The sequence below is a fragment of the Yoonia sp. SWMV100 genome, assembly GCF_056108365.1.
Genome location: NZ_JBWBAQ010000003.1, coordinates 654109 through 680329, shown reverse-complemented (window position 1 = coordinate 680329; position 26221 = coordinate 654109). Strand labels below are relative to the sequence as shown.

28 protein-coding genes are annotated in these 26221 nt (G+C 53.4%); 17 read left to right on the top strand and 11 right to left on the bottom strand.

What is annotated here, in order from left to right; all coding sequences use genetic code 11:
• Positions 1–37: 37 nt before the first annotated feature.
• Genes tsaD through ACXJGX_RS08130 form a run of 5 tightly spaced genes read left to right on the top strand, consistent with a single transcriptional unit; the run spans position 38 to position 2908 of the window.
• Entirely contained in the window at positions 38–1114 is a 1077-nt protein-coding gene (gene tsaD, locus ACXJGX_RS08150) for a tRNA (adenosine(37)-N6)-threonylcarbamoyltransferase complex transferase subunit TsaD (protein WP_474780416.1), read from the top strand.
• A complete protein-coding gene (locus ACXJGX_RS08145; protein WP_474780414.1) occupies positions 1111–2073 on the top strand; it encodes an NAD(P)H-dependent glycerol-3-phosphate dehydrogenase in 963 nt (320 codons plus the stop codon). The genes tsaD and ACXJGX_RS08145 overlap by 4 nt, the downstream gene beginning before the upstream one ends.
• On the top strand, positions 2074–2346 hold the full coding sequence (locus tag ACXJGX_RS08140; protein WP_474780412.1) for a YciI family protein: 273 nt from the start codon (positions 2074–2076) through the stop codon (positions 2344–2346).
• Positions 2346–2765 (top strand): EVE domain-containing protein, encoded by a 420-nt coding sequence (locus tag ACXJGX_RS08135; protein ID WP_474780410.1) that lies wholly within the window; start codon positions 2346–2348, stop codon positions 2763–2765. Before ACXJGX_RS08140 ends, ACXJGX_RS08135 begins: the two co-directional genes overlap by 1 nt.
• A gap of 11 nt (positions 2766–2776) precedes the next feature.
• Positions 2777–2908, top strand: coding sequence for a hypothetical protein (locus tag ACXJGX_RS08130; protein WP_474780408.1), 132 nt, complete (start codon positions 2777–2779; stop codon positions 2906–2908).
• Between the two features lie 214 nt (positions 2909–3122).
• On the opposite strand, the gene ACXJGX_RS08125 is transcribed toward ACXJGX_RS08130, so the two are convergent.
• Together ACXJGX_RS08125 and ahcY are read right to left on the bottom strand one after the other, a co-directional pair.
• A complete protein-coding gene (locus ACXJGX_RS08125; protein WP_474780406.1) occupies positions 3123–3464 on the bottom strand; it encodes a DUF2853 family protein in 342 nt (113 codons plus the stop codon).
• Between the two features lie 225 nt (positions 3465–3689).
• On the bottom strand, positions 3690–5078 hold the full coding sequence (ahcY, locus tag ACXJGX_RS08120) for an adenosylhomocysteinase (RefSeq protein ID WP_474780786.1): 1389 nt from the start codon (positions 5076–5078) through the stop codon (positions 3690–3692).
• 110 nt (positions 5079–5188) lie between these two features.
• Here ahcY and ACXJGX_RS08115 point away from each other — a divergent pair, with 110 nt between their 5' ends.
• Positions 5189–5779: a hypothetical protein gene (locus tag ACXJGX_RS08115; protein WP_474780404.1), complete on the top strand. Its 591-nt coding sequence runs from the start codon at positions 5189–5191 to the stop codon at positions 5777–5779.
• Between the two features lie 46 nt (positions 5780–5825).
• Here ACXJGX_RS08115 and ACXJGX_RS08110 read toward each other — a convergent pair whose 3' ends face one another.
• Entirely contained in the window at positions 5826–7169 is a 1344-nt protein-coding gene (locus ACXJGX_RS08110; RefSeq protein ID WP_474780402.1) for a polysaccharide biosynthesis/export family protein, read from the bottom strand.
• Positions 7170–7788: 619 nt separating this feature from the next.
• Positions 7789–8214: a hypothetical protein gene (locus ACXJGX_RS08105; RefSeq protein WP_474780799.1), complete on the bottom strand. Its 426-nt coding sequence runs from the start codon at positions 8212–8214 to the stop codon at positions 7789–7791.
• Here ACXJGX_RS08105 and ACXJGX_RS08100 point away from each other — a divergent pair.
• The 8 genes from ACXJGX_RS08100 to ACXJGX_RS08065 all read left to right on the top strand — a co-directional run bounded on the left by ACXJGX_RS08100 (position 8113) and on the right by ACXJGX_RS08065 (position 14174).
• Positions 8113–9372, top strand: coding sequence for a putative bifunctional diguanylate cyclase/phosphodiesterase (locus tag ACXJGX_RS08100; protein WP_474780784.1), 1260 nt, complete (start codon positions 8113–8115; stop codon positions 9370–9372). The genes ACXJGX_RS08105 and ACXJGX_RS08100 overlap by 102 nt on opposite strands.
• Positions 9373–9424: 52 nt before the next feature.
• Positions 9425–10036, top strand: coding sequence for a ribonuclease H-like domain-containing protein (locus ACXJGX_RS08095; protein WP_474780400.1), 612 nt, complete (start codon positions 9425–9427; stop codon positions 10034–10036).
• A complete protein-coding gene (locus ACXJGX_RS08090; RefSeq protein ID WP_474780398.1) occupies positions 10036–11004 on the top strand; it encodes a KpsF/GutQ family sugar-phosphate isomerase in 969 nt (322 codons plus the stop codon). Before ACXJGX_RS08095 ends, ACXJGX_RS08090 begins: the two co-directional genes overlap by 1 nt.
• 77 nt (positions 11005–11081) lie before the next feature.
• Positions 11082–11606 (top strand): hypothetical protein, encoded by a 525-nt coding sequence (locus tag ACXJGX_RS08085; protein WP_474780396.1) that lies wholly within the window; start codon positions 11082–11084, stop codon positions 11604–11606.
• Between the two features lie 28 nt (positions 11607–11634).
• Complete coding sequence (locus tag ACXJGX_RS08080) at positions 11635–12120, top strand: LptA/OstA family protein (protein WP_474780394.1); 486 nt, start codon at positions 11635–11637, stop codon at positions 12118–12120.
• Positions 12120–12869, top strand: coding sequence for an LPS export ABC transporter ATP-binding protein (lptB, locus tag ACXJGX_RS08075; protein WP_474780392.1), 750 nt, complete (start codon positions 12120–12122; stop codon positions 12867–12869). Before ACXJGX_RS08080 ends, lptB begins: the two co-directional genes overlap by 1 nt.
• A gap of 235 nt (positions 12870–13104) precedes the next feature.
• Entirely contained in the window at positions 13105–13680 is a 576-nt protein-coding gene (gene hpf / locus ACXJGX_RS08070) for a ribosome hibernation-promoting factor, HPF/YfiA family (RefSeq protein WP_474780391.1), read from the top strand.
• Between the two features lie 29 nt (positions 13681–13709).
• Positions 13710–14174, top strand: coding sequence for a PTS sugar transporter subunit IIA (locus ACXJGX_RS08065; RefSeq protein ID WP_474780390.1), 465 nt, complete (start codon positions 13710–13712; stop codon positions 14172–14174).
• Here the strand turns inward: ACXJGX_RS08065 and ACXJGX_RS08060 are convergent.
• Genes ACXJGX_RS08060 through cysQ form a run of 7 tightly spaced genes read right to left on the bottom strand, consistent with a single transcriptional unit; the run spans position 14171 to position 21903 of the window.
• Positions 14171–15604 carry a sulfotransferase domain-containing protein gene (locus tag ACXJGX_RS08060; RefSeq protein ID WP_474780388.1) on the bottom strand — a complete coding sequence of 478 codons (1434 nt, stop codon included), beginning with the start codon at positions 15602–15604 and terminating at the stop codon, positions 14171–14173. The two genes, ACXJGX_RS08065 and ACXJGX_RS08060, sit on opposite strands and share 4 nt — an antisense overlap.
• Complete coding sequence (locus ACXJGX_RS08055) at positions 15601–17304, bottom strand: DUF5927 domain-containing protein (RefSeq protein WP_474780386.1); 1704 nt, start codon at positions 17302–17304, stop codon at positions 15601–15603. The genes ACXJGX_RS08060 and ACXJGX_RS08055 overlap by 4 nt, the downstream gene beginning before the upstream one ends.
• Positions 17301–18299, bottom strand: coding sequence for a glycosyltransferase family 2 protein (locus ACXJGX_RS08050; RefSeq protein WP_474780384.1), 999 nt, complete (start codon positions 18297–18299; stop codon positions 17301–17303). The genes ACXJGX_RS08055 and ACXJGX_RS08050 overlap by 4 nt, the downstream gene beginning before the upstream one ends.
• 33 nt (positions 18300–18332) lie before the next feature.
• Complete coding sequence (locus tag ACXJGX_RS08045; RefSeq protein WP_474780382.1) at positions 18333–19355, bottom strand: glycosyltransferase family 2 protein; 1023 nt, start codon at positions 19353–19355, stop codon at positions 18333–18335.
• Between the two features lie 11 nt (positions 19356–19366).
• Entirely contained in the window at positions 19367–20248 is an 882-nt protein-coding gene (gene galU, locus ACXJGX_RS08040) for a UTP--glucose-1-phosphate uridylyltransferase GalU (protein WP_474780380.1), read from the bottom strand.
• A gap of 57 nt (positions 20249–20305) precedes the next feature.
• Positions 20306–21106, bottom strand: coding sequence for a 3-deoxy-manno-octulosonate cytidylyltransferase (gene kdsB / locus ACXJGX_RS08035; RefSeq protein WP_474780378.1), 801 nt, complete (start codon positions 21104–21106; stop codon positions 20306–20308).
• Entirely contained in the window at positions 21106–21903 is a 798-nt protein-coding gene (gene cysQ, locus ACXJGX_RS08030; protein ID WP_474780376.1) for a 3'(2'),5'-bisphosphate nucleotidase CysQ, read from the bottom strand. The genes kdsB and cysQ overlap by 1 nt, the downstream gene beginning before the upstream one ends.
• A 123-nt stretch (positions 21904–22026) precedes the next feature.
• On the opposite strand from cysQ, the gene ACXJGX_RS08025 reads away from it, so the two are divergent.
• The 3 genes from ACXJGX_RS08025 (at position 22027) to dnaJ (ending at position 26206) form a co-directional block, all read left to right on the top strand.
• Entirely contained in the window at positions 22027–22848 is an 822-nt protein-coding gene (locus ACXJGX_RS08025) for an ABC transporter permease (RefSeq protein WP_474780374.1), read from the top strand.
• A 235-nt stretch (positions 22849–23083) separates the two neighbouring features.
• Positions 23084–24991: a molecular chaperone DnaK gene (gene dnaK, locus ACXJGX_RS08020; protein WP_474780372.1), complete on the top strand. Its 1908-nt coding sequence runs from the start codon at positions 23084–23086 to the stop codon at positions 24989–24991.
• 75 nt (positions 24992–25066) lie between these two features.
• Entirely contained in the window at positions 25067–26206 is a 1140-nt protein-coding gene (gene dnaJ / locus ACXJGX_RS08015; protein ID WP_474780370.1) for a molecular chaperone DnaJ, read from the top strand.
• Positions 26207–26221: the final 15 nt, after the last annotated feature.

The following is a 26221-nucleotide window of genomic DNA, read 5'->3' as shown; positions in this document are numbered from 1 at the left end:
TTAACTGCCTCGTACAAACACACAACCGGGACTTCGCATGACACTGACCCTTCTCGGCATTGAAAGCAGCTGCGACGATACGGCAGCGGCCGTTGTACGTGGCACCGACGTCCTGTCTTCGGTTGTATATGGACAAACCGCGTTGCACGCAGAGTTTGGTGGTGTCGTCCCCGAGATTGCCGCGCGGGCACATGCCGAAAAGCTTGATTATTGCATCGAAGAAGCCCTGACAAAAGCAGATGTTGATCTGCGCGAACTTGACGGGATTGCGGTCACCGCAGGGCCCGGGCTGATAGGCGGGGTGCTGTCGGGCGTGATGTGCGCCAAGGGAATTGCCGCTGCAACGGGTTTACCACTGATCGGGGTTAATCATCTTGCAGGTCACGCCCTGACACCACGCCTTACTGATCAGATTGCCTACCCTTATTTGATGCTGCTTGTATCAGGCGGACATTGCCAGTTTCTGATTGTTAAAGCCCACGATCTTTATCAGCGCATCGGAGGTACGATTGACGACGCTCCTGGTGAGGCATTTGATAAAACAGCGCGCATTTTGGGGTTATCACAGCCGGGCGGGCCATCGGTGGAACAGGCCGCCAAATCCGGCGACGCAAAGCGATTTAACCTCCCGCGACCTTTGTTGAACCAAGACGGCTGCGATATGTCGTTTTCTGGTCTGAAAACTGCAATCCTGCGCGCCCGCGATCGTGTTGTCGCGGAAAAGGGGGGGCTTACCGCCCAAGATCAGGCTGATCTTTCTGCAGGATTTCAGGCTGCTGTGACGGATGTATTGATCGGAAAAACCCGTCGCGCGATGCAGGTTTACTTGCGTATGAACCCCGCCAAACGCAGTTTTGCGATTGCCGGTGGTGTCGCGGCGAACGGGACGATCCGGAACGGATTAATGCGGCTTTGCGCTGGATTAGACACTGATTTTGTCGCGCCACCGCTAAGTCTTTGCACGGACAACGCGGCGATGATTGCCTATGCGGGGATCGAAATGATGCAATCGGGGCAACGCGACGACCTCACCCTTTCCGCACGTCCGCGATGGCCACTTGACCAACAGGCCGCGCCCATGCTCGGATCGGGGAAAAAGGGGGCCAAGGCATGAAAATTGGGATCGCAGGTGGCGGTGCATTTGGAACAGCTTTGGGTGTCGCCTTAGCGCGTGACGGAAACGACATTTTGCTGTGGGCGCGCAATGCGGATGCCGTCGCGCATATGCAAAAGAGCCGGACCAACCCCAAACTTCCCGGCGTCGCATTGCCTGACAATATGGTGTTTTCTGCCATGTTAGAGCCTCTTTTTGACTGCGACACCATTCTATTGGCAATTCCTGCGCAGACCTTGCCAGACTTTCTGACGACACATGCTGACGCATTGGATGGCAAAGTTCTTGTCGCCTGCTGTAAGGGCATCGACCTGACCCGGATGACCGGCCCAGCCAGCACCATTCGCGATCTTATTCCGGGTGCAGTCGCCGCGATGCTGACTGGACCAAGTTTTGCCGCCGATATCGCGCGCGGACTGCCGACTGCGCTGACAATTGCCTGCGCCGATGACGCACAAGGGGCGATCCTGCAAACCGCCCTGTCGACGACATCTCTACGGCTATATCGGACCACAGATACAATCGGCGCGGAGCTGGGTGGTGCATTGAAAAACGTGATGGCGATTGCCTCTGGGGTGGCAATTGGCGCGGGGCTCGGCGAAAGCGCGCGCGCGGCCCTGATCACACGCGGGTTTCCAGAAATGCAGCGCCTTGCGACCGAATTGGGTGGACAGGCGGAAACACTGTCCGGCCTATCAGGTTTCGGAGACTTAGTGCTCACCTGCACATCCGAACAGTCGCGAAATTTCCGATACGGCCTCGCGTTAGGTCGGGGTGAAAAATTTGACAGCGCCACCACGGTCGAAGGGGCCGCCACCGCACGTGCAGTGCGCAAGTTGGCCAATGATCTGAATATTGATATGCCGATCTGCACGGTCGTCGCAGATTTGACCGAAAACAAAACCGACGTGACGCGCGCGCTCAATGCGTTGCTATCGCGCCCTTTAAAGGAAGAATAAATGCGCTTTGCAATCATGACAACAGACAAACCCAATGCGCTGCAAACGCGATTGGACAACCGCGATGCCCACCTTGCCTATATTGCGGACACGGGCGTGGTTGAAATGGCGGGGCCATTTTTGAATGCAGACGGGCAGATGTGTGGGTCGCTGATCGTTCTCGACGTCGCGGACCTTGCTGTTGCACAGCATTGGGCGGCAAATGACCCCTATGCCAAAGCCGGGCTGTTCAGTGACGTGCGTATTCAGGCATGGAAAAAGGTGATTGGCTGATGGCCTATTGGCTTTTCAAATCCGAACCGGACGTTTGGGGCTGGGATGCGCAGGTTGCCAAAGGCGAGGTTGGCGAGGAATGGCATGGCGTGCGAAACTATCAGGCCCGCAACAACATGCGTGCGATGAAAGTCGGTGATCGCGGGTTCTTTTACCATTCGCGGACCGGACTGGAAATCGTGGGTATTGTCGAGGTCAGCGCCGAATCCCATCCTGATAGCACCACGGATGACGCGCGCTGGGACTGTGTCGACATCAAAGCGGTACGCCCGTTTGTGACCCCAGTCAGTCTTGCACAAATCAAAGACGACCCACGGTTATCCGACATGGCCCTCGTCAAAAGCGCACGCCTTTCCGTACAACCTGTCACTGAAACCGAGTGGGAAATCGTCTGTGCCTTGGGCGACACAAAGCCCTAGGCAAATTTGAAATGTCGACCCACACGTTACGCAAGGGCAGCTTGATGGATTGTGCGATGCGACCGATCAAGCTCGCGGTGATTGACGGCGGCTACGCAACCTTTGGCTGCGTATTGATTGGCCCCGTTCTAACATTGTTATGAAAAAAGAGGGCTCGGATAAAATCCGAACCCTCTTTTCACCCCGCGTGCTCCCGAGCCACCACACGCATATGAATATCTAGGACCGGACCATATTCGTCCTGCATCAGGCTTATCGAATTATTGGATGCGTCAGCAAATGAATTTCACGAAGCATTTATCATAAATGCAAACCGCCCACCTGATGGCGGGCGATTACTGTAAATTTATCAGCAGGTTAGCTATAAACCGCCTCTTTGCCGAAATGCTTGGTCAGCATATAATAAATTACTGCGCGATACTTGTTACGCTCTGATTGACCATAGGTTTTCAACACAGAATCGATAGCAGTCATCAGTTCAGCGCTGTCTTTCAGCCCTAGCTTTTTGATCAGAAAGTTGTTCTTCACAGTTTCAAGCTCGGCTGGTTGACTGGCCGCAACAGTTGACGCGTCTGCATTATAAATCGCCGGACCACAGCCGATGGTGACTTTGGTCAGCAGATCCATGTCTGGCGTCATGCCACATTTGTTTTTCAGATCATCAGCATATTTCGCGATCAAGTCGTCTCTTTTACCCATAAGATTGTCCCCGGTGTTTAGATTTGCAAGCAGACGCCGCAGATGTGTGCCGCGTTATGAGGCACGTTAAAGGGGCAAATCCCAATCCGTAAAGAAAAAATGGCTAGGTTGGCGATCTTTTGCCACAACCGCGCGGCGAAACGAAATACGCGCACGCCCCTTGCTTTGGAAGGCGTGCGCGTTTGACATCTATGCGGCGTCGCGAATGCTGCGCCGTATTACCGATTAATAACGGTAATGCTCTGGCTTGAACGGGCCATCAACAGTGACACCGATATAGTCGGCCTGATCCTTGCGCAGCTGCGTCAGCTTTACGCCAATGCGATCAAGGTGCAGACGCGCTACTTTTTCATCCAGATGCTTGGGCAGAATGAACACACCGGGCGCGTACTCGTCACCTTTGGTCCAAAGTTCGATTTGCGCCAAAACTTGGTTTGTAAAGGACGCCGACATGACAAACGATGGGTGTCCGGTCGCGTTGCCAAGGTTTAGCAAGCGCCCTTCGGAAAGCAGGATCAGACGGCTGCCAGATGGCATCTCAATCATGTCGACCTGTTCTTTGATGTTGGTCCACTTGTGGTTTTTCAGTGCAGCAACCTGGATTTCATTGTCAAAATGGCCAATGTTCCCGACGATCGCCATATCCTTCATCTCGCGCATATGCTCGATCCGGATAACATCCTTGTTGCCGGTTGTGGTGATAAAGATGTCCGCGGTATTCAGCACATCCTCAAGCACGACAACTTCAAAGCCGTCCATCGCAGCCTGAAGGGCGCAAATTGGATCGACTTCGGTCACTTTCACACGTGCGCCAGCCCCGCTGAGCGATGCAGCGGACCCTTTACCAACGTCGCCGTAACCGCAAACAACCGCAACCTTGCCGGCCATCATCGTATCCGTCGCGCGGCGGATCCCGTCGACCAGCGATTCCTTGCAACCGTATTTGTTGTCAAACTTGGATTTCGTCACGCTGTCGTTCACGTTGATCGCAGGGAAAGGCAGCTGGCCCTTCTTGTGCAGGTCATAAAGGCGGTGAACGCCTGTTGTTGTTTCCTCGGACACGCCCTTAATGGCGTCGCGGGTTTTAGTGAACCATCCGGGGGACTGCTTCATCCGTTTCGCGATCTGAAGTTTGATAACTTCTTCTTCTTCGGATGTTGGTACAGCAAGAACGTCTTCGCCGGCTTCAGCGCGCGCGCCAAGCAGGACATAAAGTGTGGCATCACCACCGTCATCCAAGATCATGTTCGCACCGTCAGGGAACTGGAACGAACGATCCAGGTAATCCCAATGTTCGGTCAGCGTCTGCCCCTTGACCGCAAATACCGGCGTGCCGCCAGCCGCAATCGCAGCAGCGGCGTGGTCTTGTGTCGAGAAGATGTTACAAGAGGCCCAGCGCACATCGGCACCCAGCGCAACCAGCGTTTCAATTAATACCGCGGTCTGGATTGTCATATGCAGCGACCCGACAATCCGCGAACCTGCCAATGGCTTGCTGGCACCATATTCAGCGCGCAATGCCATCAGGCCGGGCATTTCGGTTTCGGCAATATCCAGCTCTTTACGGCCAAAGGCGGCCAAGTCGATATTTTTGACTACATAGTCTTGTGACATCATTTATTCTCCAAAGAAGGTTGCGGTCTGATACCACCCCAAGCGGCTTGCCACAATCCAAAGCAACGTATTATCCAGATCGCTCAATATTCAATTAAGGCAGAATCACCATGAAGCAACCTCGGGCTTGGCAGCGGATGCTTTCCGGACGCAGGCTTGACCTGCTGGACCCAACACCTGTCGATATTGAAATCGCGGACATCGCGCATGGGCTGGCGTTTGTCGCGCGCTGGAATGGACAGACGCGCGGCGACTTTGCCTATTCTGTGGCCGAACATTCGTTATTGGTAACCGAAATTTTCACCCTGCAGCAGCCCAACGCGCCGGTGAAATGGCAGCTTGCGGCGCTGCTGCACGATGCGCCGGAATACGTGATCGGCGATATGATCAGCCCGGTAAAAGCGGCAGTTGGCCCTGATTACAGCGCGTTAGATGCCCGATTAACCACGGCCATCCATATCCGCTTTGGCCTGCCCGCGCAGATCCCCGCAAATGTAAAACGCCAGATAAAAAAGGCCGATAACCTTTCAGCGTGGCTTGAGGCTGTCCAGATCGCAGGTTTCACCGAGGCCGAAGCGAATAAATTTTTCGGCAAACAAGACAGTGCGCTGACTGAACGTTTAACCATACGCTTACGCCCCCCGGCGCAGGTCCGCGATGAATTTACAGCACTGCATAAAGCCCTGATGGCGACATTATGATCCTTCGCACAGCAACAGCCGTCGACGCGATTATTGCGATTGGCCTTTAGTCTGTTGCCAACCCTGCCCCGCTGGTGATCAGCGATGGTACGATCTGTTGCACCACACGGTTCCAACGCGTCACCGGCTGTTCAGCAATAAAAACGATGTCGTTTGGTTGCATGACCACCTGTGTTGCCACCACCAAGTTCGCGATGTTCCGTGCATCTAACTGCCATGCCGTAACGGCCCCCTGACCATCGGCGCGTAAAATATAGATCTGGGCGGGGTTGCCAGTTTGGCTCAAAAATCCCCCCTGTGCGTACAAAGCATCAGCAAGGGACGCTGTGCGTCCAAACGGCAGCGCAAACCGTCCCGGCGCACTGACCTCACCGGTTAGGTACACGTAGTCACGCGGCACCGCATCCAAGGCAACGCGTTCCTGAAACGCCTCACGTTGATCTGCTAACGTCGCACGCTGTATGTTGATTTCAGCCGAGAGCGCCGCCAACGCCTGTGCTTTTGCCTGCTGGCGCGCTTGGCTTAGGACAATCCGCTGTTCAAAATAGTCTTTTGCGCGATCCAGTTCGTAAGTCGTGTCCACATATACACTATCGCCCGACACCAACCGTATCTTTTGCAGCGACGGATCATCCAAATAGCGACCAAGAGGAATCTGATACAGGCTTCCGTCGCGGTAAATTCGGATCGAGGTTTCTGCGCCATTTTGCGCGGAAAACCCTCCTGCCCGCGTGACCGCTTCGTCCAAATATAGCGGCGTTAGCGTGATTGGAATCATCATCGGCGAAGCAACCGCACCGCCCAGCGCGACCTGCGAGGCATGAAATTCCGCAATCTCTACACTAAAGGTGGGATCGATGCGCGCGGCAACAAAGCTGCTAAAAACTTGCCCTTCCGCTTCTGCGAGCGTCAAGCCGGTCACGGGGACACGACCCACCTCTGGCACAGCGATCGCTCCATCATCTTGGACAGTATAGGTTTGGCGCTGGTGTTGCGCAGCCTGCAATCCATCGCCTGACGGTATGCCAACCTTTGTTGCCAACATCAGAACATCGCCCACCCCAATCGTATAAGGACCGGGATCGGTACTGTCCGGAATACGCGTCGTCAGCACAGTGGGGCCGGGCGGCACGCGCACGTCAGGTAGGTCGCCGATGGTCCCCAATGCGGTAGTGGCACCGACTGACTGAAAAAACGCATGTGGAATTTGGTGCGGCGCATGGGCAGCCTGATTGGCAGATGCGACCGTCTCGAACGTCAGTTGTCGTAATGTGACATGGCTGTCACCCGCATCAACCTGCGGCGCAATATACGCAACACCACACCCTTGAACGCCAATGGCAACGATCAACCAGCGCCAAGTGTGGATGTTCAACAAATCCCGAAGCATGTCCGCAACATCGACGACCCCCAGTTCCCCTTTTCACAATCTGACTGAAACTGGTTAACGAAAACTTAAGGCAAAATTGGTGGTTCGTGCCTAACGATAACTTAAGCAATCAGGGGCAATTTGCAGACGACCAAACATCGGGAATCGGGTGATGAACGCCGAAAGCACAGTTTTTAAATACGCCAAAAAATTGCTCCGTCGGCGATTCCCAGAACGTATCTGGATACAGTACTGCGTCGCGGTTGCTGTGATTTTGGCTTTGCTGGGGTCAACCCATAACGTCAATAGGCTAGCTGCGGCACGCCGGTCAGATGCTGAGGCCGCGCTTGAAATTGCGATGTCACAAGCGTTGCATGCGCAGGAAATCTTGGTGATTGCGGAACATATGGCGACCCAAGATGTCACGGATGCAGCGCATATCAGTAAGGCGATTTTCCTGTTCGCTAACGGCTACCGTAGAACGATATCAAATACCTTTTGGTCCGATAACCAGCGGCAACTATATTTTGGCAATCGTGACCCTTTGCAGGCTAAAATACGTGATTTCATTGCGCTCGCGCAGCGACTCGAATCCGCAACCCAGACACAGCTGCGCAACGTTGTCGGGCAGATGAATACTTTATACCGCGATAATGGTCTTCGGAACGGGCTCCGGGATGCGGCGGACATGATCAGGCAAAGTGCCGCTGCAGAAACGCGTATATTTGCGAGAACCCAAAGCTTCATCTTGATTGCGGCCACGATCTGCTTGCTTGGGCAGGCGATATTTATCTTTTTCCCCATCCATCTGACGTTTCGGGTGGCAACCAAAAAATTGCGCCATCTGGCGAAGGTGATTCAAGAGAACCGCGAGGCTCTTAACCGATCCAATCAGCAACTGATGCAACTGTCCCATCAGGACCAATTGACAGGACTGCCAAACAGGGCGCGGCTTTTCGCCTTTCTGGCGCAGATGAACAAACACGGAAACAGTCGCGGATTGTCTGTTTTGTTTTTGGGTTTGGACAACTTCAAGGCCATGAACGATACCGCCGGACACGATCACGGCGACGCCTTGCTTGTCGCAGTCGGCGAGACCCTTAAATGCTGCATTGACGACCATAACCTTGTTGCACGTGTTGGTGGCGATGAATTTGTCATCGTCACCGACGAACCGGCGGTCGAAATGATCCGACGCGTGCGCGCATCGCTCAGTGACCCATTCGAAATTATGGGGCGTCGCCTGACGATCAGCGCGAGCATTGGGTATCTCGAGGTGGATTCGAACGACCTTGATCCTGCGAGCACCGTAGGCAATGCCGGAATCGCGTTAAAAGCCGCGAAAACCGCGGGGGGGCATCAAACCCAAAAATTTACACAGTCGCTACGCGACGATTTTGAAAGTTTGCGGACACTGCAAATGGAGCTGGGCGACGCAATCAAGCGCGGAGAAGTCGAACCATGGTTTCAGCCGCAAATCAGACTTTCAGACGGGCAGCTTCACGGGGCAGAGGTGTTGGCCAGATGGCGGCATCCGACGCGGGGAATGCTGACACCTGATCGGTTTCTACCTGCGGCCGAGAGGGCCGGCCTGATGATTGACCTTGACCACACTGTTTGGCGGACAGCTATGGCCCATTCGGTACTGTGGCAACGTGAAAACCTATGGGATCCACGCATTTCTCTGAATGCGGCTCCTGATACGATTTCGGACCCTCACCTGATCGAACGGTTCCTTTTTGAACTTCACCAGTCAGGTTTGAATGCCAATCAGGTGGTCATCGAAGTTCTCGAGACAACGCTGATCGACGGGTCGGATGACATGGCCGCCATCAATATCGACAGCCTGTCGGAATGTGGCATCAGCCTGGAGCTGGACGATTTTGGCACGGGGTATGCGTCGCTATCGAAACTTACGCAACTGCCGCTGAACGGCATTAAGCTCGATCGCTCTTTGGTCGCACCCTTACCCGACCCAGCCGCCGACAGCATCGTGCGGGCCATTCTTGCGATGGCAGGTGAACTGGGGCTGCAAGTGATCGCTGAAGGGATCGAAGAAGCTGCCCAAGCGCAACATTTGAACAGTCGTGGCTGCGCTGTTGGTCAGGGTTATGGCTATGCCAAACCGATGCCAGCCGCGGAATTTGGCAAGTGGCTAAAAGCGAACGCACGACCGGTACAAAGCATCAGTGCAGACGTGGTGCAATTTGTGACCCGGGCTTGAGGATTCATGTTGCAGGCCGTATCTGATAGAGAACGGTTTGAAGGAACGCCTCATGGCCAACCAACTCTATCAATACGACCTGCCTGACGGGCTCGACCTGGGGCCAATGGTTGCAATTGACTGCGAAACGATGGGGCTGAACCCACATCGCGATCGATTGTGCCTTGTCCAGTTGTCGGGCGGGGACGGGAACTGCTATTTCGTGCAGGTCGCGAAAGGGCAAAAAGAGGCGCCAAATCTATGCGCCATGTTGGAAAATCCGAACGTTCTTAAACTATTCCATTATGGTAGGTTTGATATTGCTGCGCTATATCACGCTTTTGGTGCGACAACCGCGCCCGTTTACTGTACAAAAATAGCGTCAAAGCTGGTGCGCACGTTTACGGACCGGCACGGGCTAAAGGTTTTATTACACGACATGTTGGGTATCGATATTTCCAAATACCAACAGCAAAGCGATTGGGGTGCAAAAACCCTAACGGGCGCGCAACTGACCTATGCTGCGTCTGACGTTATTTACCTGCATCAACTGAAATCCGCATTTGATGTCATGCTCGCCCGTGAGGGACGCACCGACATCGCACAAGCCTGTTTCGATTTTCTACCGAACCGCGCAAAACTGGACCTTATGGGGTGGCCTGAAATGGATATCTTTTCGCATTAATGGAAAACTCAGAAAAAGTATTGGACGTCGGACGCCGCGTTATCACCGACGAAGCCTTCGCACTTCAAGAGCTCGCACGCGGGCTGGGTGAAGGATTTGCAGAGGCGGTTGCGCTTTTGTTGAACGCGAAAGGTCGCGTGATTGTATCCGGCATGGGTAAATCCGGACATATCGCCCGTAAAATTGCGGCAACCTTTGCAAGCACCGGCACGCCAGCGCATTTTGTTCATCCAGCAGAGGCAAGCCATGGCGATCTGGGTATGATGACCAGTGGCGATGTTGTGTTGGTCCTGTCTAACTCTGGTGAAACGCCGGAACTGGCAGATTTGGTCACATACACCCGGCGGTTCGGCATCCCGATGATCGGCGTTGCAAGCCGCGCGGAGAGCACATTGCTGCAACAAGCGGACGTAAGCATCGTTCTTCCTCAGCTGGGCGAGGCGTGTGGACGGGGCGTCGTGCCAACCACATCAACAACAATGACGCTTGCGCTTGGTGATGCGCTTGCGGTTGCGTTGATGGAGCATCGCGATTTTACCCCGGAAAACTTTCGCGACTTTCATCCGGGTGGCAAATTAGGGGCGCAACTCGCAAGAGTGTCCGATTTGATGCACTTGGGTGAAAGTGTGCCCATCGTAAAATTCGATGCGCCAATGTCCGAAACCCTGCTTACGATCAGTCAAAAAGGGTTCGGTGTGGTTGGCGTCATTGATGACGACGAACGGTTGATTGGCATTGTCACCGATGGTGACCTTCGGCGCCATATGGACCAACTGCTTGACCACACTGCGGGCGAAGTAATGACCATGGACCCAAAGACGGTAGCGCCCGAAACGCTTGCCGCGGAGGCTCTTGCCGTGATGAATGACCGAAAAATCACTTGTTTGTTTGCCATCAGCCCAGACAGTCAGGGTAAAGTTGCGGGGATTTTACATATCCACGACTGCCTGCGCGCTGGTGTTATCTGACGATGGGCGCCGGTGATAATCTGTATTCACAAGTTGTTAACCTAGCCAAAATCGCCTTGCCGCTCGGTGCGCTGGCTTTGCTTTCTACATTGTTTTTGTTCGCGCGCGGTCAAAATCAGCCTTCCGATATCGATTTATCCGAAGTAGCGGAAATTGCGCGTGAACAGCGGCTCACAGCGCCGCAATTTTCAGGTGTGACCAACGAAGGCGCGATTGTCGCCATTTCAGCCCGAAGCGCCTATCCAAGCGGTGATGATCCGCGCATCGTTTCAATCGACGAAATCCGCATGCAAATGGACAACGTCGACGGAAGCCATATCGAAATAGTCGCCACCAACGGCGCGCTGAATGGACCACAAAAGATCGTGCATTTTCTTGGTCTCGCGCGTCTGGAAACGTCCACAGGTTACCAAATGGAAACCAACGGGCTCACTGCCGCACTCGACACAGGTCTGGTCACGTCCGATGGTGTGCTTGAAATTCATGCACCATTTGGCGAACTGACGGCCGGAAAAGTTACCTTTCAACTGTCGCGGGACAACACGCACCAACAGATGCTGTTCACCAATGGCGTCAAGCTGATATACCATCCGCAAAAGTAGATGTGGCCAAGGCAAGGAAACCAGACAATTGTTCAGAGAATTTGTGATTATTTCCGCGCTTTTGGCAAGTTTGACCACTGTCGCACACGCGCAGACCAATATTGATTTGGGCGGCGTAACAGTTGACACGTCATCCGCCATCGAGGTCACGGCAGAAAGCCTGTCGGTGGAACAGGATACTGGAACTGCTGTTTTCACGGGCGCGGTGATCGTCGCCCAAGGTGACCTAAAGTTATCCGCTGAACGCGTCGAAGTGGTTTATGCCGCCGATACCAGCGAAATTTCCCGTCTTATCGCATCGGGTGGCGTGACATTTGTGACCGCAGACGAAGCCGCCGAGGCGCAAAATGCCGATTACGACGTAATCGCCGGGCTGCTGACACTGACGGGCGATGTCCTGCTGACCCAAGGAGCGAGTGCGATTTCTGCGCAACGTATGGTGGTTAACGTGGCGACAGGTTCGGCGCAAATGGACGGGCGCGTGCGCACCGTACTGCAACAAGGCGGCAACTGATGGATACCGCAACGCAGGATCCGAATGTGGGTCTGCATATCGTTAACTTGCGCAAAAGCTATCGCAAGCGGCTTGTGATACGCGACGTGTCCATTCACCTGGGCCAAGGCGAAGTGGTCGCACTGTTGGGCCCGAATGGATCGGGAAAAACCACCTGCTTTTATGCAATTGCTGGCCTTGTAACCCCCGAGGGCGGCAAGGTGATGATCGACGGACGCGAGGTCACGACCTTGCCCATGTATCGCCGCGCACAGTTGGGAATTGGGTATCTGCCTCAGGAAATGTCGATTTTTCGTGGGATGTCTGTCGAAGACAACATCATGTCGATACTCGAAATTTCTGAAAAAGATCGTCACCGGCGGCGCGAACGGCTCGAGGAGCTTTTGTCAGAGTTTTCAATCGAACACTTGCGCCGTGCCTCGTCCATGGCGCTTTCGGGCGGCGAACGGCGCAGGGTCGAAATCGCAAGGTGCTTAGCTGCAGGGCCAAAATATGTTCTGCTCGACGAACCTTTTGCCGGGGTTGATCCGATTGCTGTGGGTGAAATACGGCACCTTGTTGCCGATCTTAAAAACCGTGGAATTGGCGTTCTGATCACTGACCACAACGTACAAGAAACGCTTCAGATCGTCGATCGGGCGTATATTTTGCATGACGGCACCGTATTGATGAGCGGGACAACCGCCGAAGTGATCGCAGACGAAAACGTCCGCAGGGTCTATCTTGGCGATAGTTTCCGCGCCATTTGATTCTTTGACAGCTTTAACGACTGAAATGTTGACATTCGGCGCAATTCGTCGCCAACTGTAACGGATGACAGACCTGACTTTCTTTCCCGTTGTTCAACCGGCAATTGCACCGGACGAACAAAATAAGCCAAAAGAAATCAAGGGGTTATCGTTTTCCAGCGACTAGACACCTAGGAATTACGCTGCCAATAGCAGCGCGAAAATGCGTGTCTTTAACCATAAGATAGGAGAAACGATGCGGTATCAAATCAGTGGTAAGCAGATCGACATTGGCGAAGCCCTGCAAACTCACGTAAAAACCGAGCTTGGCGAAATCTTAGCCAAATATGCTGGCCGTCCGACCGAAGCATACGTCGTATTTTCCAAGTCTGGTCACGAATATGTCTGCGAATCCGTTGTGCACCTGTCAACTGGGCTCACGGCACAAGCCTCTGGGCGCGCATCAGAAATTTATGCCGCGTTCGACAGCAGCGGCGAAAAAATGGACAAACAACTACGCCGATACAAACGTCGTCTAAAGGACCACCATGCCGGTAGATCACAGCCTGTTGAACTTTCTGATGCTGGGTCCTATATCCTCGAACCGAGAGACGAGTCAGACGAGGCCGCCGAAGATACAGTAAACGCAATGATCGTCGCAGAGATGGAAACCAAGATCCCATCGTTATCAGTCGGCGAAGCGGTGATGCAGATGGAAATTGCGAGTGCGCCCGTACTTGTTTTCCGAAACGAGAAACACAGCGGAATCAATGTCGTTTACCGGCGTGACGACGGAAATATTGGCTGGATTGACCCAAAATCACTGGGGTAACCTAGCGAAATTGGTGAGAGAAACGGTCGATGCAACTTGCACATATTCTGAAGTCAGATGCAGTGAAGACAATTTCTTCTTGCACCAGCAAGAAACGGCTGTTCCACGATCTTGGTGAATTGGCCGAAAGTAGTTATGGCCTGAACCCAACCGAAGTCATTGAGGCCCTCATCGAACGTGAGGGCCTTGGTCCTACGGGCGTCGGTCATGGGATCGCTTTGCCGCATGCGCGCATGAATGGTGTCGACAAAGTGCAGGGCATTTTCTTGCGACTTGAAAAGCCGCTTAATTTTGAATCGGTGGATCGCCAGCCCGTTGATCTGGTGTTCTGCCTGATCGCGCCCGCGACGTCGGGTGTCGACCACCTGAAGGCGCTAGCACTGGTATCGCGCACCTTGCGCGACCCGTCCATCTGCGCAAAACTGCGTGCGAACAGCGACCCGGCTACCCTGCATACGATTTTGACAGAGGCCCAGTCGTCACAGGCAGCCTAGGCCCAATCGTCAAACCCAAATGCAGCATAGTCACGCCCGTATGCATCGCGGGCGGCGTTTTCGATAGCCTTGTCATAGATCGCACCTAGAACGCCGTGTTGATTATGGGCAGAAGGTATCAAATCAGGTGGCGCGTTCACGCCAACCTGATCTGCGAGTGTCCGCAAATCTTGCGCCAGCCTGTCTTCGCGCAGGATCATGTCCGGAATATTGAATTCGGCCATTCCTTGCAGCAGGGTCAGCTGACCCGCCCAGGATGGATCAATGCGCAAACTTGTTTGTCCCGCCAGATTGCCACGCAAAAATCGCAAGAACCCCAGAAAAGCATCCCGATGCTGTCCGGCATCATAATCAGCAAGACCCGTCAACCCTATCCCCTCTTCGGGGATTGGCAGTTTAAACTGTTTGCGCAAAGACGCCCGAACACCCGCAAAGCTGCCTGCACCGTTTGAGAGTATGCGATCGCAGAACGCCGCATGCGCCCGCGCGATCGGATGGCGCAGAACAGTAAAGCTACGGTGACCAACGCGTGTTTGCTGCCAATCACGCAGCGTTTTTTGGGTAAACTTGCGTTGCAGGTCGCGCGGTTTCCCCCCTTCAAGCGCCGCCATCCAGTTGACGACGGCCCAATCCGGCCCCGACCGCAACGGCATATACAAAAGTCTGGCGTTGCTGGCCGCAATATAGGTTGGAATACCTGCCCCGCGACGTGGTTCGAAATGGGGCGTGCGCGCCAGTGAAAACGGATCAAGCTTGCTCAGCGCGTCTTGCATTTGATCAAAGTTGGTGACCCTTTGCTCCATCGGCTCCGGGTTTTGTTTTTTAAGTTTTTTGTCGATGCTATCCAAACGCGACGATGTGTCCAAAAACGCGGCAAGCCCATTCAGAACGGCAAGGTCATTCAGATCTTCATACCCAATATAGAACGCGGTTTGTCCGCTAACTTGCAGCGCGTTTTGAATATGAAGGTGGAACGCCTGGGTCGTTTCAAGGTGGTCCGCAAAAACATCAGCGTCAAAGCCGACCTGCACGGATTTTGCGTGTGGCGCGTTAGTCAATTTCCATTGCCCGGTCGCTTGGGCAATTTGAAGGGAAATGTAGCTATCAAGTGGATTACGCGTCAGCACGATTTTCGCGCAGCGCGGGTCAGCTAAACATATCGCCAAAACGCGCGGGTCGTGATCGTTAAATAGCCGAAAACCGCAAAGCTCGTCCGCGGATTTGATACGGTCGATCATGTCGCGCGGGTCTGCTTCGCGTTGATCTAACGTCATGCCCAGAAGCGTTTCAATGCCGGGATAACCAAGGAAACCTGGATTGAATACTTCTCCCAAACTCTTCACGCCGCGCAACGCGTTAATATTTGCCTCAAGGAAATTAGACCCGGTGCGCATGCCGGCCAACACGACAAAGTAATCAAAGCGCGTCATTTGCGGGTCGCCACATAAGTTTTTGGTGCAGCGATGCGTGCCGGTTGCGCAGCGGGCAAGGCAGACAAATCGCCGGTCAAAAACGGATGCATTCCGTGATTCTTGAGTTCCTGAAGAAAGCGCGGCAGACCGTCAAAATTGTGCATTTCAGGCAACGATGTCAATTCTCGGGCGCGGTGGCCAGCCATTTCATCAATAAGTCCCTGCATAATATCCAAAGGTTGTTCAAGAAATTCGGCCAAAGTATACAACCTCACCCGTGCGCGTGTCTGCGGGCTCGTAACGCTTTTCAAGAAACGGTGTTCACGGCGCTGCAATCGCCCAGCTTCCGTGCGCACTTCGGCGGCACTGCGGCCCGACATGAAAAGCGGAATAGCCCATGCCCCCGAGATAATCCAAAGGCGAGCATTCGTGTCCTGGGTCAACATACCGCTGATGCGTTGCGCGTCAGCAGGCCCGAATTGAAAACACTGTCGGTTCTCCCGACCGTTCCAGATCAGCGTCTTCAGAAAACCCTCGGCGTTGTAATCGCGCAGACGCGCCACATCGCTTAAGCCGCCCCGATAAATCGCGGCGCCCCCAGAGAAATGGGCCTTATCTTGTCCAAATAGATGACCATGCACTTGGGCAGGTGTTTCTTGCGCTAACCAGCCTGAGAAGTTGGGAAAGACATCATCAAACCCCTGCACGACGGTATAGGGTGCCGCTGAAATGCCGTTTGCATGAGTAGAACTGGGGAACCGGCTTTGCATATAAAGTCCGGGACGTCCGTGCGCCCTGCGCTCGCGCGCTTTGCCGAAAATACGGTCGACCGTATTTGTATTGGGTATGGTATTCAGGCTGCCCGGATCGGATGCGCGCGGAAAACTTTGGTAAAGTGTATTCGCGTCCCGCCAAATCTTTCTTGCTACAAAGCTACCTGAGCGACGCAAAATTTCCGCATGGTCGTCGTAAAAAATATGTGGTTTTCCATGATAGTCGAACTTGGCCAAGGTCAGTGATCTGCTTTGGATTTCTTTTCCATGCAGCCGCGACAACGTCTGAAAATAGCTTTCATCAGGTATCCAAACACGTTTAAAATACCTGTCGTAGATAGGCCGCCTCGGGTCGTTCAAAATCGCACTGATGGTGTCCCGCGTGAGGCACCACCACTGCGATCCCATATGCGGCACCAAACCTTCCGGTATCTGGCGGCTTACACCTATTCTGCGCTGCAACCTGACATAGCCATCAAATAGCCGTCGGTGCGTTTTCCAAGACAACGGAAATCTTAGCGTAAAGCGCTCTCGGTCCAAACCGCCAACAGTCCATGGCACATCTGCGGTCGTTGCGCTTTCGATGAAGTCGGTGGTCGGGCTTGCATCCAAAAAGGCGCGCAGCTCAGAGATCGGGCGCAAAGGAAGGCAGGATCCTGACGCCAAATAGACATGGCGAACCGCTGAAAAGTCGCGCAGCAACAGCGTTGCCGCATCCAGCGTTGCCGCGACCAACCCCCACGTCCCCCAAGCACAGCGGTGTCGTTTACTGAAACGCACATGATCAAGGTCATCCAAGGATTTTACAAATGCATCAAAAGTCTGGTCGTCGACACTGCGGTCAACATGCACGATCACAGGACATTCACCTGCAACCCAGAGACGGATCACAAGTTCTGCACGATCAAAGTCATCATGCACAAGTATGACGACGCCTACGGTCATGCCCAGTTTCCCTTTGACATCAATCCCAACTCATCAAGTTGACGCCAGTTGATATATTGCTCGCTCCATTCACACCATAAATCGATATTTGGATCGTAGAACTTATATTCACGTGCAGCGTCGTAATGTTCGCCGCGCCTTGCCTCCTCGGGTGCACGTTGACCAAAGGCATTCGTAAATTTGGCATGGAGAAGTATCCCGGACGTTTTTTCGCCACCACTTTGATCGTAAACTAAGTTAAGGCCGCGCGGCAGCACCATATGGGTCGAACTGACATAGGCGTAACCGCGTTGCCATTTCACAAAGGGGATTTTGTTCAGCGCTGGCGCCTGTTTCGGTTTGTTCGCAAAGAAAGCCCGCGCTCTTGGTCCACCCTGAATCCACAGATTTTGATAAAGCGGATTGCGCGTAATGATATAGTTGCCCGGATCAAACCAATTCAGCACCGAAAACGGATTTTCCCCGGCACGATACAGCGGGGCGCTTACCCTGCCCTTGGGGTACATATCCAGCAGCATTGCACCAAAAGAACGAACCTCGGATGCATCCAACCAATCTGCCAATGCTGCAATGGGGCGCGTATCACAAAACGGATAAACAAAGAATTCATCGACATCGACCGTGAGCGCCCAATGATCGTGTGCATATTTTGCTTGTAGGTGGGTTAACCAATCCATGCCGTATCGGGACTGCCCGTAGGGTGCACCCGTTGTCCAAAGCGATACATCCGGCTGTTGCGAAAGATAGGCTGCACCATCATCATCACTGTCATTATCAACAAAGAAAAAATGATGGACCCCAAGATCCCGGTAGTATTGCAAGAAATACGGCAATCGGACAGCTTCGTTACGACACGCACAAAATAGCAAAATGTCACCCGGCTTAATCTGGCCAGTGCGGTCCTGCTGTACGGTCAATTCGCGACGCTTGTGCAGCGCACGCAACTGTAGTCGCTTACGCTTTAGCCGAAGACGATATGACGTCCAAAATCCCAACCCCTTCAAACCCCTCCACAAGGCTAAACCGTACTAAACATCCCAGCTGCCGCCTGACAGCAACCCCAACGCATGCAGTTGGTGCCACGCCTCGTACCGCTGCGACGTATCACACCAAAGGTCTGGGCCAGCTATCAATTTTTGATAGTACTGTTCATACAGACCACTATTTTCAAAATGTTGAAGGCGCACCATCTCTTCTTTTGATCTTTGTGCAATATCGGGCAGGAATTTTGTGTGCAACAGCGCACCAGTGAGTTTCTTGCGATCGGGCCAGTCAAAGACGTTGTTCAGTCTCCGCGGGAGCATGTGGTGGGTTGAAGTCACGTAAACATGCCGCCAGTGCCATTTGACCAACGGTGTTTTATTCAGTGTGGGGGCGCGTCTTGGGTCGTCGGGGAAAAACACCCGGTCCCTTACCCCGCCCTGAATCCAATGATTCCCAAAAACGGGATGAATTTGATCGCGGTAACCTGTAGGGTCGAACCATTCCAGCAGGGAAAGCGGGTTATCTCCAGGTTGAAACGACGGCGCGGTCACAGACCCTTTCGGGTAGAGATCCAGCATGAGCGCCCCGAAGGCAGCAATGCTTTGGCCATCAAGGTATGTTGTCAGCGCATGCAGGTCACGGCTGTCGCAATTTGGATATACTAGCAATTCATCCGCGTCGACAGTCAGGCACCAGTGTCCATGCCCAAAGCGCCACTGTAACAAGCCCAGCCAATCCATACCAAAGCGCGACAACTTATAGCTATGCGCGCTGTGCCAAAGCGACACATCAGGCTGGGACTTTAGAAAATCGACGGTGCCATCGTTGCTGTCATTGTCGACAAACAGGAAATGCCCCACCCCCAGCTTGCGATAATGTTCCAAAAAATGTGGAAGGCGCAGCATTTCATTGCGAACCGTCACAAAGCCCAGAATCGTGTTGGGTTGGATCAGATCTGTGCGGTCGACTAGGTTCGCGATTTGCCCCCGTTTGCGCCAGATTCGCCATAGAATACGGCGTCGTTTCCAGCGCAAACGATAGGTCAGCCAAAGATCTCGTGCTGCCAAGCCAACCTGCCTTAGGAGTTCAGTTTGAGCTGACTCAAAAACGAAGAAAGTTCATCACGAAGATCGGAACGACTAAGCGCAAAAGCAACCGTCGCCTGTAAGAAGCCCGCTTTTGATCCACAGTCGAACCGTTCACCGTCAAACAAGTAGCCAAAGATCTCTCGCCCGGCGGTCAGTTCATGCGCGATGGCGTCAGTCAACTGAATTTCGCCGCCAGCGCCACGTCCGATTTCTGCAAAGTTTTGCATGACTTTCGGGGTCAGAATATAGCGACCAATAACCGCATAGTTCGACGGCGCAGTCCCAAATGCCGGTTTCTCGACCATACCTTGGACGTTCAAAATGCGATCGTTCCGCCCAGCCACATCCAGTACACCATAAGCGGAGGTTCGTTCCGGCGTGACCTCCATCGCGGCGACCATTGCACCGCCGGTTTCTTCGTAGGCTTCAACCATCTGTTGCAAACACGGTTTTTCTGCCGCGATAACATCGTCGGGCAGGATGACCGCAAAAGGTTCATCGCCAATCAGCTTGCTGGCACAAGAAACAGCATGGCCTAAACCCAAAGCTTTGTGCTGGCGAATATAAGCAATTGCACCGCTTTCCATGTTGGTGCTTTGCAGAATGTCTAGTAATTCGGTCTTACCTGCATCACGCAATGAACTTTCCAGTTCGGGTGAATGGTCAAAGTAATCTTCAAGCGCGGATTTCCCACGGGCGGTCACGAAAATAAAGTCTTCAATCCCAGCCGCACGGGCCTCGTCGATCGCATATTGAATCAAAGGACGATCGACCAAAGTCATGATTTCTTTGGGCACGGATTTGGTAGCAGGCAAGAACCGGGTGCCGAGTCCCGCAACAGGGAAAATCGCCTTGGTCACTTTTCTTGTCATTTTTCAGTCTTTCATCTGCAGATATTTAGCGTGTTCTGACATAAGTTTCAGACAAGTTTAAGGCTGTCCCATCTCGGCCAGCATTGCCTCGATACGCGGAACGTCTTCTGGGTTGTTCAGTTCCCAAAACTGGCGACCTTTTGCAGCAACCTCGACGCACAACATGGGCGTACCGCGTTCCAAGAAACGCAATTGCTCCAATCCTTCCAGCTGTTCAAGCGGGCCCGCGGGCCATTCGGCATACGCAGTCAATGCAGTGGGCCGATAAGCATAGACGCCGACATGGTGAAACACAGGTGTTTCATCGGCATCTGCGTAGGTTTTTCCGGTATATGGAATAACCTCTTTCGAAAAGTATAGCGCGTTGTGGTCAGCCCCGAAAACAGCCGTCGTGCCACCGACACGACCAGCCCGACGATCTTCGAGGAGACCATTCAGCGCCCGCCCTTCAGTGCGCAAAACAGGTGTTGCAACATCAGCGTCAGGATGGGCGCGCAAGCCAGCGATAAGATCCTCGATAAACCATGCCGGTGTCAGCGGTGCATCGCCTTGCAAATTGACGACAATTTCATAGTCATCACCCAAACTGCGCAACGCTTCGGCACAGCGTTCGGTCCCGTTCTGACAACCGGTCGACGTCATCACAACCTCTGCACCAAACGCACGCGCAGCATCTGCAATTCTTTCGTCATCGGTTGCGACAACAATCCGGTCCACACCGTTAACCTGCATCGCAGCATCCCACGACCGGCGAATGAGCGATTTCGCTTCTCCATCAGATCCACGCAATGTGACCAGTGGTTTTCCCGGATACCGCGTTGACGCGTAGCGCGCGGGAATAATGATAACAACTGACACTAAACTTTTTCCAATACAACGTCGGGGGATAGCGCAATAAAGAATGGGTTCGCAAAGTCGGGCTTGCCGTAGGTCAGCGGCTTATGATTGTCGAAACGCACGACTTGTCCGCCTGCACCCGTTAACACGGCATGTCCCGCGGCTGTGTCCCATTCCATCGTACGTCCAAGACGCGGATATAGGTCCGCCTCGCCGGTCGCGACCAAGCAAAACTTTAGGGATGACCCCGCGCTTTTCATGTCTTTGACGCTGTAATTATTGATGTAATCATCGGTTGCCTGATCCCGGTGCGATTTTGATGCGACGACAAGCAATGCGTTATTGTCCGGGCGCGACACAGAAATCGGCTCTGTTTCGCCAACTTTATCCTTCGCGAAATCGCCTAACTCCTCGACCGATTGTCCGTCGGCTTGCGTGTAGAACAGGCGCCCTTTTGCCGGGGCGTAAACAACACCGCGCACAGGCACACCATCAAGTACATAGGCGATATTGACGGTAAAATCGCCACGACGCTGGATAAATTCCTTCGTGCCATCCAAGGGATCAACGATCAGGAATGTGCTGACGGACTGGCCATGTGATGCTGACTGCTCTTCCGTCACAAGCGGAACATCAGGAAACGCTGCCCGCAGCCCCGCGCTGATGATTGCGTCTGCGGCTTCGTCAGCGGCCGTGACGGGGCTTTGGTCGCTTTTGGCGCGGACGTCAAAGTCATCAGCGGCATATATCTCCATGATCTTATCGCCAGCCAACAGCGCCAATCGGCGCATTTCCTGGGTCAGTTTCTCATAGTTCATACTTGGCTATCCTGTTTATTGAAAAATTACGTTGCGGAGGTTATGAGTGCTCATTGTCCTATCGGCAAGGCTTTCATAGCAGATCCGAACTCTGGCAACCACAAATAGCCATAAAGGCACATCATGCTCCAGACTCGCAGGAACGCTAACACAACCCAAAGCTTTTTCAGCACACTCGAAGTAATTTATTACGTCACAGTGCGCAGCGTGCGTGGCGGTAACACCAACGCCATTATCGGTATCATGCTGAATATCGTGCAAAGCCTGGTGATGATCGCGATGTTTTTGGCAATGTATTTGCTTATCGGGCTGAAAAGCTCGCCGATCCGCGGCGATTTTCTGCTTTACGTGATGTCAGGGGTGTTTCTGTTCCGCACGCATATTCAGGCCGTGAGCAGCACCCAAGGCGCGGCTAACTCGCTTGGTTCGATGATGCAGCACGCACCGATGAACACGATTATTTCAATCACTTCAGCCGCGTTGGCATCGCTGTATAAACAAGTCTTCGCAATTATTGTAATTTTGGGGATTTATCACCTCGCCTTTACACCGATTACGATCGACAACCCGATCGGTGCGATGGGGATGTTGATTTTAGCATGGTTTTCGGGGCTGGGCGTTGGCCTTATCTTTGCGGCCCTCAATCCATGGTTTCCAAAATTCACAACTGTCGCCTCAAATCTGTATCGACGCGCTAATATGATTGCGTCTGGCAAGATGTTTCTGGTGAACACGCTGCCATCAAATATGATTGCACTGTTCTCTTGGAACCCGTTGTTCCATATCATTGATCAGAATAAAGGTTTTGTTTTCTTGCATTATACCCCGCGGGTCACATCCATCGACTACGCGCTGCAAGTATCCATTGTGCTGATTTTCATTGGAATGATGGGCGAATATTATACCCGTCAATATGTCTCGGCGAGTTGGTCGGCAGGTAAGTAAGAAATCAGTTGCAGGTTCGGACTTCGTGACTGGCGGTTTAGACCGCACTTGCGCCAAAAGATTCAAGTTTTTTGCAAATTTGTTCGCGATACTGCGGTTGCAGGCCCGATTACGCGCCCCTATATACGCCTAGATCAAATGTTTGGGGGCTTCCCCCTGATCAGACGACTGAAACTGGCGCGGGTGCCGAAACGGGTTCGCGCTACTCAAACCGCCTAGCGTAGAGGGATTTGAAATGGCCAAAGTTATTGGTATCGACCTGGGAACGACCAACTCCTGTATTGCCATCATGGATGGCTCTAAACCACGTGTGATTGAAAACGCCGAGGGTGCGCGCACAACGCCATCTATCGTTGCATTTACCGACGACGAACGTCTTGTCGGTCAGCCTGCCAAACGTCAGGCCGTCACCAACCCCGAAAACACGATCTTTGCTGTGAAGCGTCTGATCGGTCGTCGGTTTGACGACAAAGACCTCGCCAAAGAGAAAAAGAACATGCCATTTGAGATCGTCAATGGCGGCAACGGCGACGCATGGGTCGAAGCCAAAGGTGAAAAATATTCGCCTAGCCAGATCTCTGCCTTCATCCTTGGCAAGATGAAAGAAACCGCCGAAAGCTACCTTGGCGAAGAAGTGACACAGGCCGTCATCACGGTTCCTGCGTACTTTAACGATGCACAGCGTCAGGCCACCAAAGACGCCGGTAAAATCGCTGGCCTTGAGGTGCTTCGCATCATCAACGAACCGACAGCGGCTGCGCTGGCTTACGGTCTTGATAAAAAAGATGCCAAAACCATCGCGGTCTATGACCTTGGCGGCGGTACATTCGATGTGACCATTCTGGAAATCGACGACGGCCTGTTCGAAGTCAAATCCACCAACGGGGATACGTTCCTGGGTGGTGAAGACTTTGACATGCGGATCGTAAACTATCTGGCCGATGAGTTCAAAAAAGAGAACTCTGTCGATCTGACCAAAGATAAGATGGCGTTGCAGCGTCTGAAAGAAGCTGCAGAAAAAGCAAAGATCGAACTGTCGTCTTCGTCCAGCACGGAAATCAACCAGCCGTTCATCTCGATGGGCGCGAATGGTCAGCCGCTGCACATGGTTATGAAATTGACACGTGCCAAGCTGGAAAGCCTTGTTGGGGATCTGATCAAAGCTTCGATGAAGCCTTGTCAGGCCGCGTTGAAAGACGCCGGTCTGTCCACATCCGACATCGACGAAGTCGTGTTGGTCGGTGGTATGACACGGATGCCTAAGGTCAAAGAAGAAGTCAGCAAATTCTTCGGCAAAGAACCGCATCAGGGCGTGAACCCGGATGAAGTTGTTGCGATGGGTGCCGCAATTCAGGCGGGTGTTCTGCAAGGCGACGTTAAAGACGTTGTTCTGCTTGACGTTACCCCGCTGTCGTTGGGTATCGAAACGCTTGGCGGTGTGTTCACACGCCTGATCGATCGCAACACAACGATCCCAACGAAGAAATCTCAGGTCTTCTCGACCGCCGAAGACAACCAAAACGCCGTGACGTTGCGCGTGTTTCAAGGGGAACGTGAAATGGCTGCCGACAACAAAATGTTGGGCCAGTTCAACCTTGAAAACATTCCACCAGCGCCACGCGGGATGCCGCAGATCGAAGTCACCTTTGACATTGACGCCAACGGCATCGTCGAAGTCGGCGCGAAAGACAAAGGCACTGGAAAAGAGCAGAAGATCACGATCCAAGCTTCCGGTGGTCTGTCCGACGCAGACATCGAAGCAATGGTCCGTGACGCGGAAGAAAACGCCGAAGCCGATAAAGCCCGTAAAGAGCTGATCGAAGCGAAAAACCAAGCGGAAAGCCTGATCCACTCGACCGAAAAGTCGATGGAAGAGCATGCCGATAAGGTTGATCCGACGACGATCGAAGCAATTGAACTTGCGATTGCAGCGCTGAAGGACGAATTGGAAGGCGACAACCCTGACAAGATCAAGTCCGGCATCCAGAACGTGACTGAATCGGCAATGAAGCTTGGTGAAGCCATCTACAAGGCCAGCCAGGAAGAAGCAGGCGATGCAGAACCAGAAGCGCGTGCCGCTGACGAAGACGACATCCTTGATGCCGACTTCGAAGATCTGGATGAAAACAAGCGTGGCAAATAAGCTAACGCGCGTCTAGGAACGAAGACCGGCCCAACACCGGGTCGGTCTTTTCCTTTCCTAAGGGAAAAATTTACTATGGCAAAACGTGACTATTATGAAGTGCTTGGTATCGCGAAAGGTGCCGACGCAGCTGCCATCAAAAAAGGTTATCGCCAAAAAGCGAAAGAGCTACACCCAGACCGCAACGTCGATGACCCAACCGCAGAAGCCAAGTTTAAAGAAGCAAACGAGGCCTATGAGGTTCTGAAAGACGAAACCAAAAAGGCCGCCTATGACCGTTATGGTCATGCAGCATTTGAACATGGCATGGGCGGCGGCGGACCGCGCGGCGGTCAAGGCGATTTCGGAAGCGCCTTTTCCGATGTGTTCGACGACCTGTTTGGTGACTTTATGGGCGGTGGGCGCGGTGGTGCACGCCGCAGTGGCGCGCAGCGGGGCAACGACCTGCGCTATAACCTCCGCATCAATCTTGAAGACGCATATGCAGGCCTGAAGAAAACGATCACCGTGCCGACTGCGGTCAGCTGTGGTTCGTGCAACGGCACCGGGGCCGAAGGCGGTTCAGAACCGCAAACCTGCCCGACCTGTGCGGGTATGGGTAAGGTGCGTGCGCAACAGGGTTTCTTTACCGTTGAACGCACCTGTCCGACCTGTTCTGGCATGGGCCAAACCATAAAAAACCCCTGCAAATCCTGCCACGGCCAAGGGCGCGTCGAAAAAGAGAAGTCGCTGTCGGTCAACATTCCGGCCGGCGTTGAAACGGGCACCCGTATTCGGCTTGCCGGTGAAGGCGAAGCCGGAATGCGCGGCGGACCAACAGGCGATCTGTATATCTTTATCGAGGTCAAGGATCACGCCCTGTTCGAACGCGACGGCCCAACCCTTTTCTGTCGCGTGCCTGTTTCTATCTCGACTGCCGCCCTTGGTGGAGAGATCGAAGTGCCCACCATTGACGGTGGTCGCAGTCGCGTAAAGATATTGGAAGGGTCGCAAACTGGTCGCCAGATGCGTTTGCGTGGAAAAGGTATGCCTGCCCTGCGTGGCGGCGGCGCCGGTGATATGCTGATCGAACTCGCGGTGGAAACGCCCGTCAAACTGACGGCCCGTCAACGCGAAATCCTTAAAGAATTTGATCAACTGAGCGAAGATAATAACCCGCAAGGGTCGACCTTCTTTAAGTCAGTCAAAAGCTTTTGGGATTCGATGAAGGGCTAAAGGATGATATCCCGG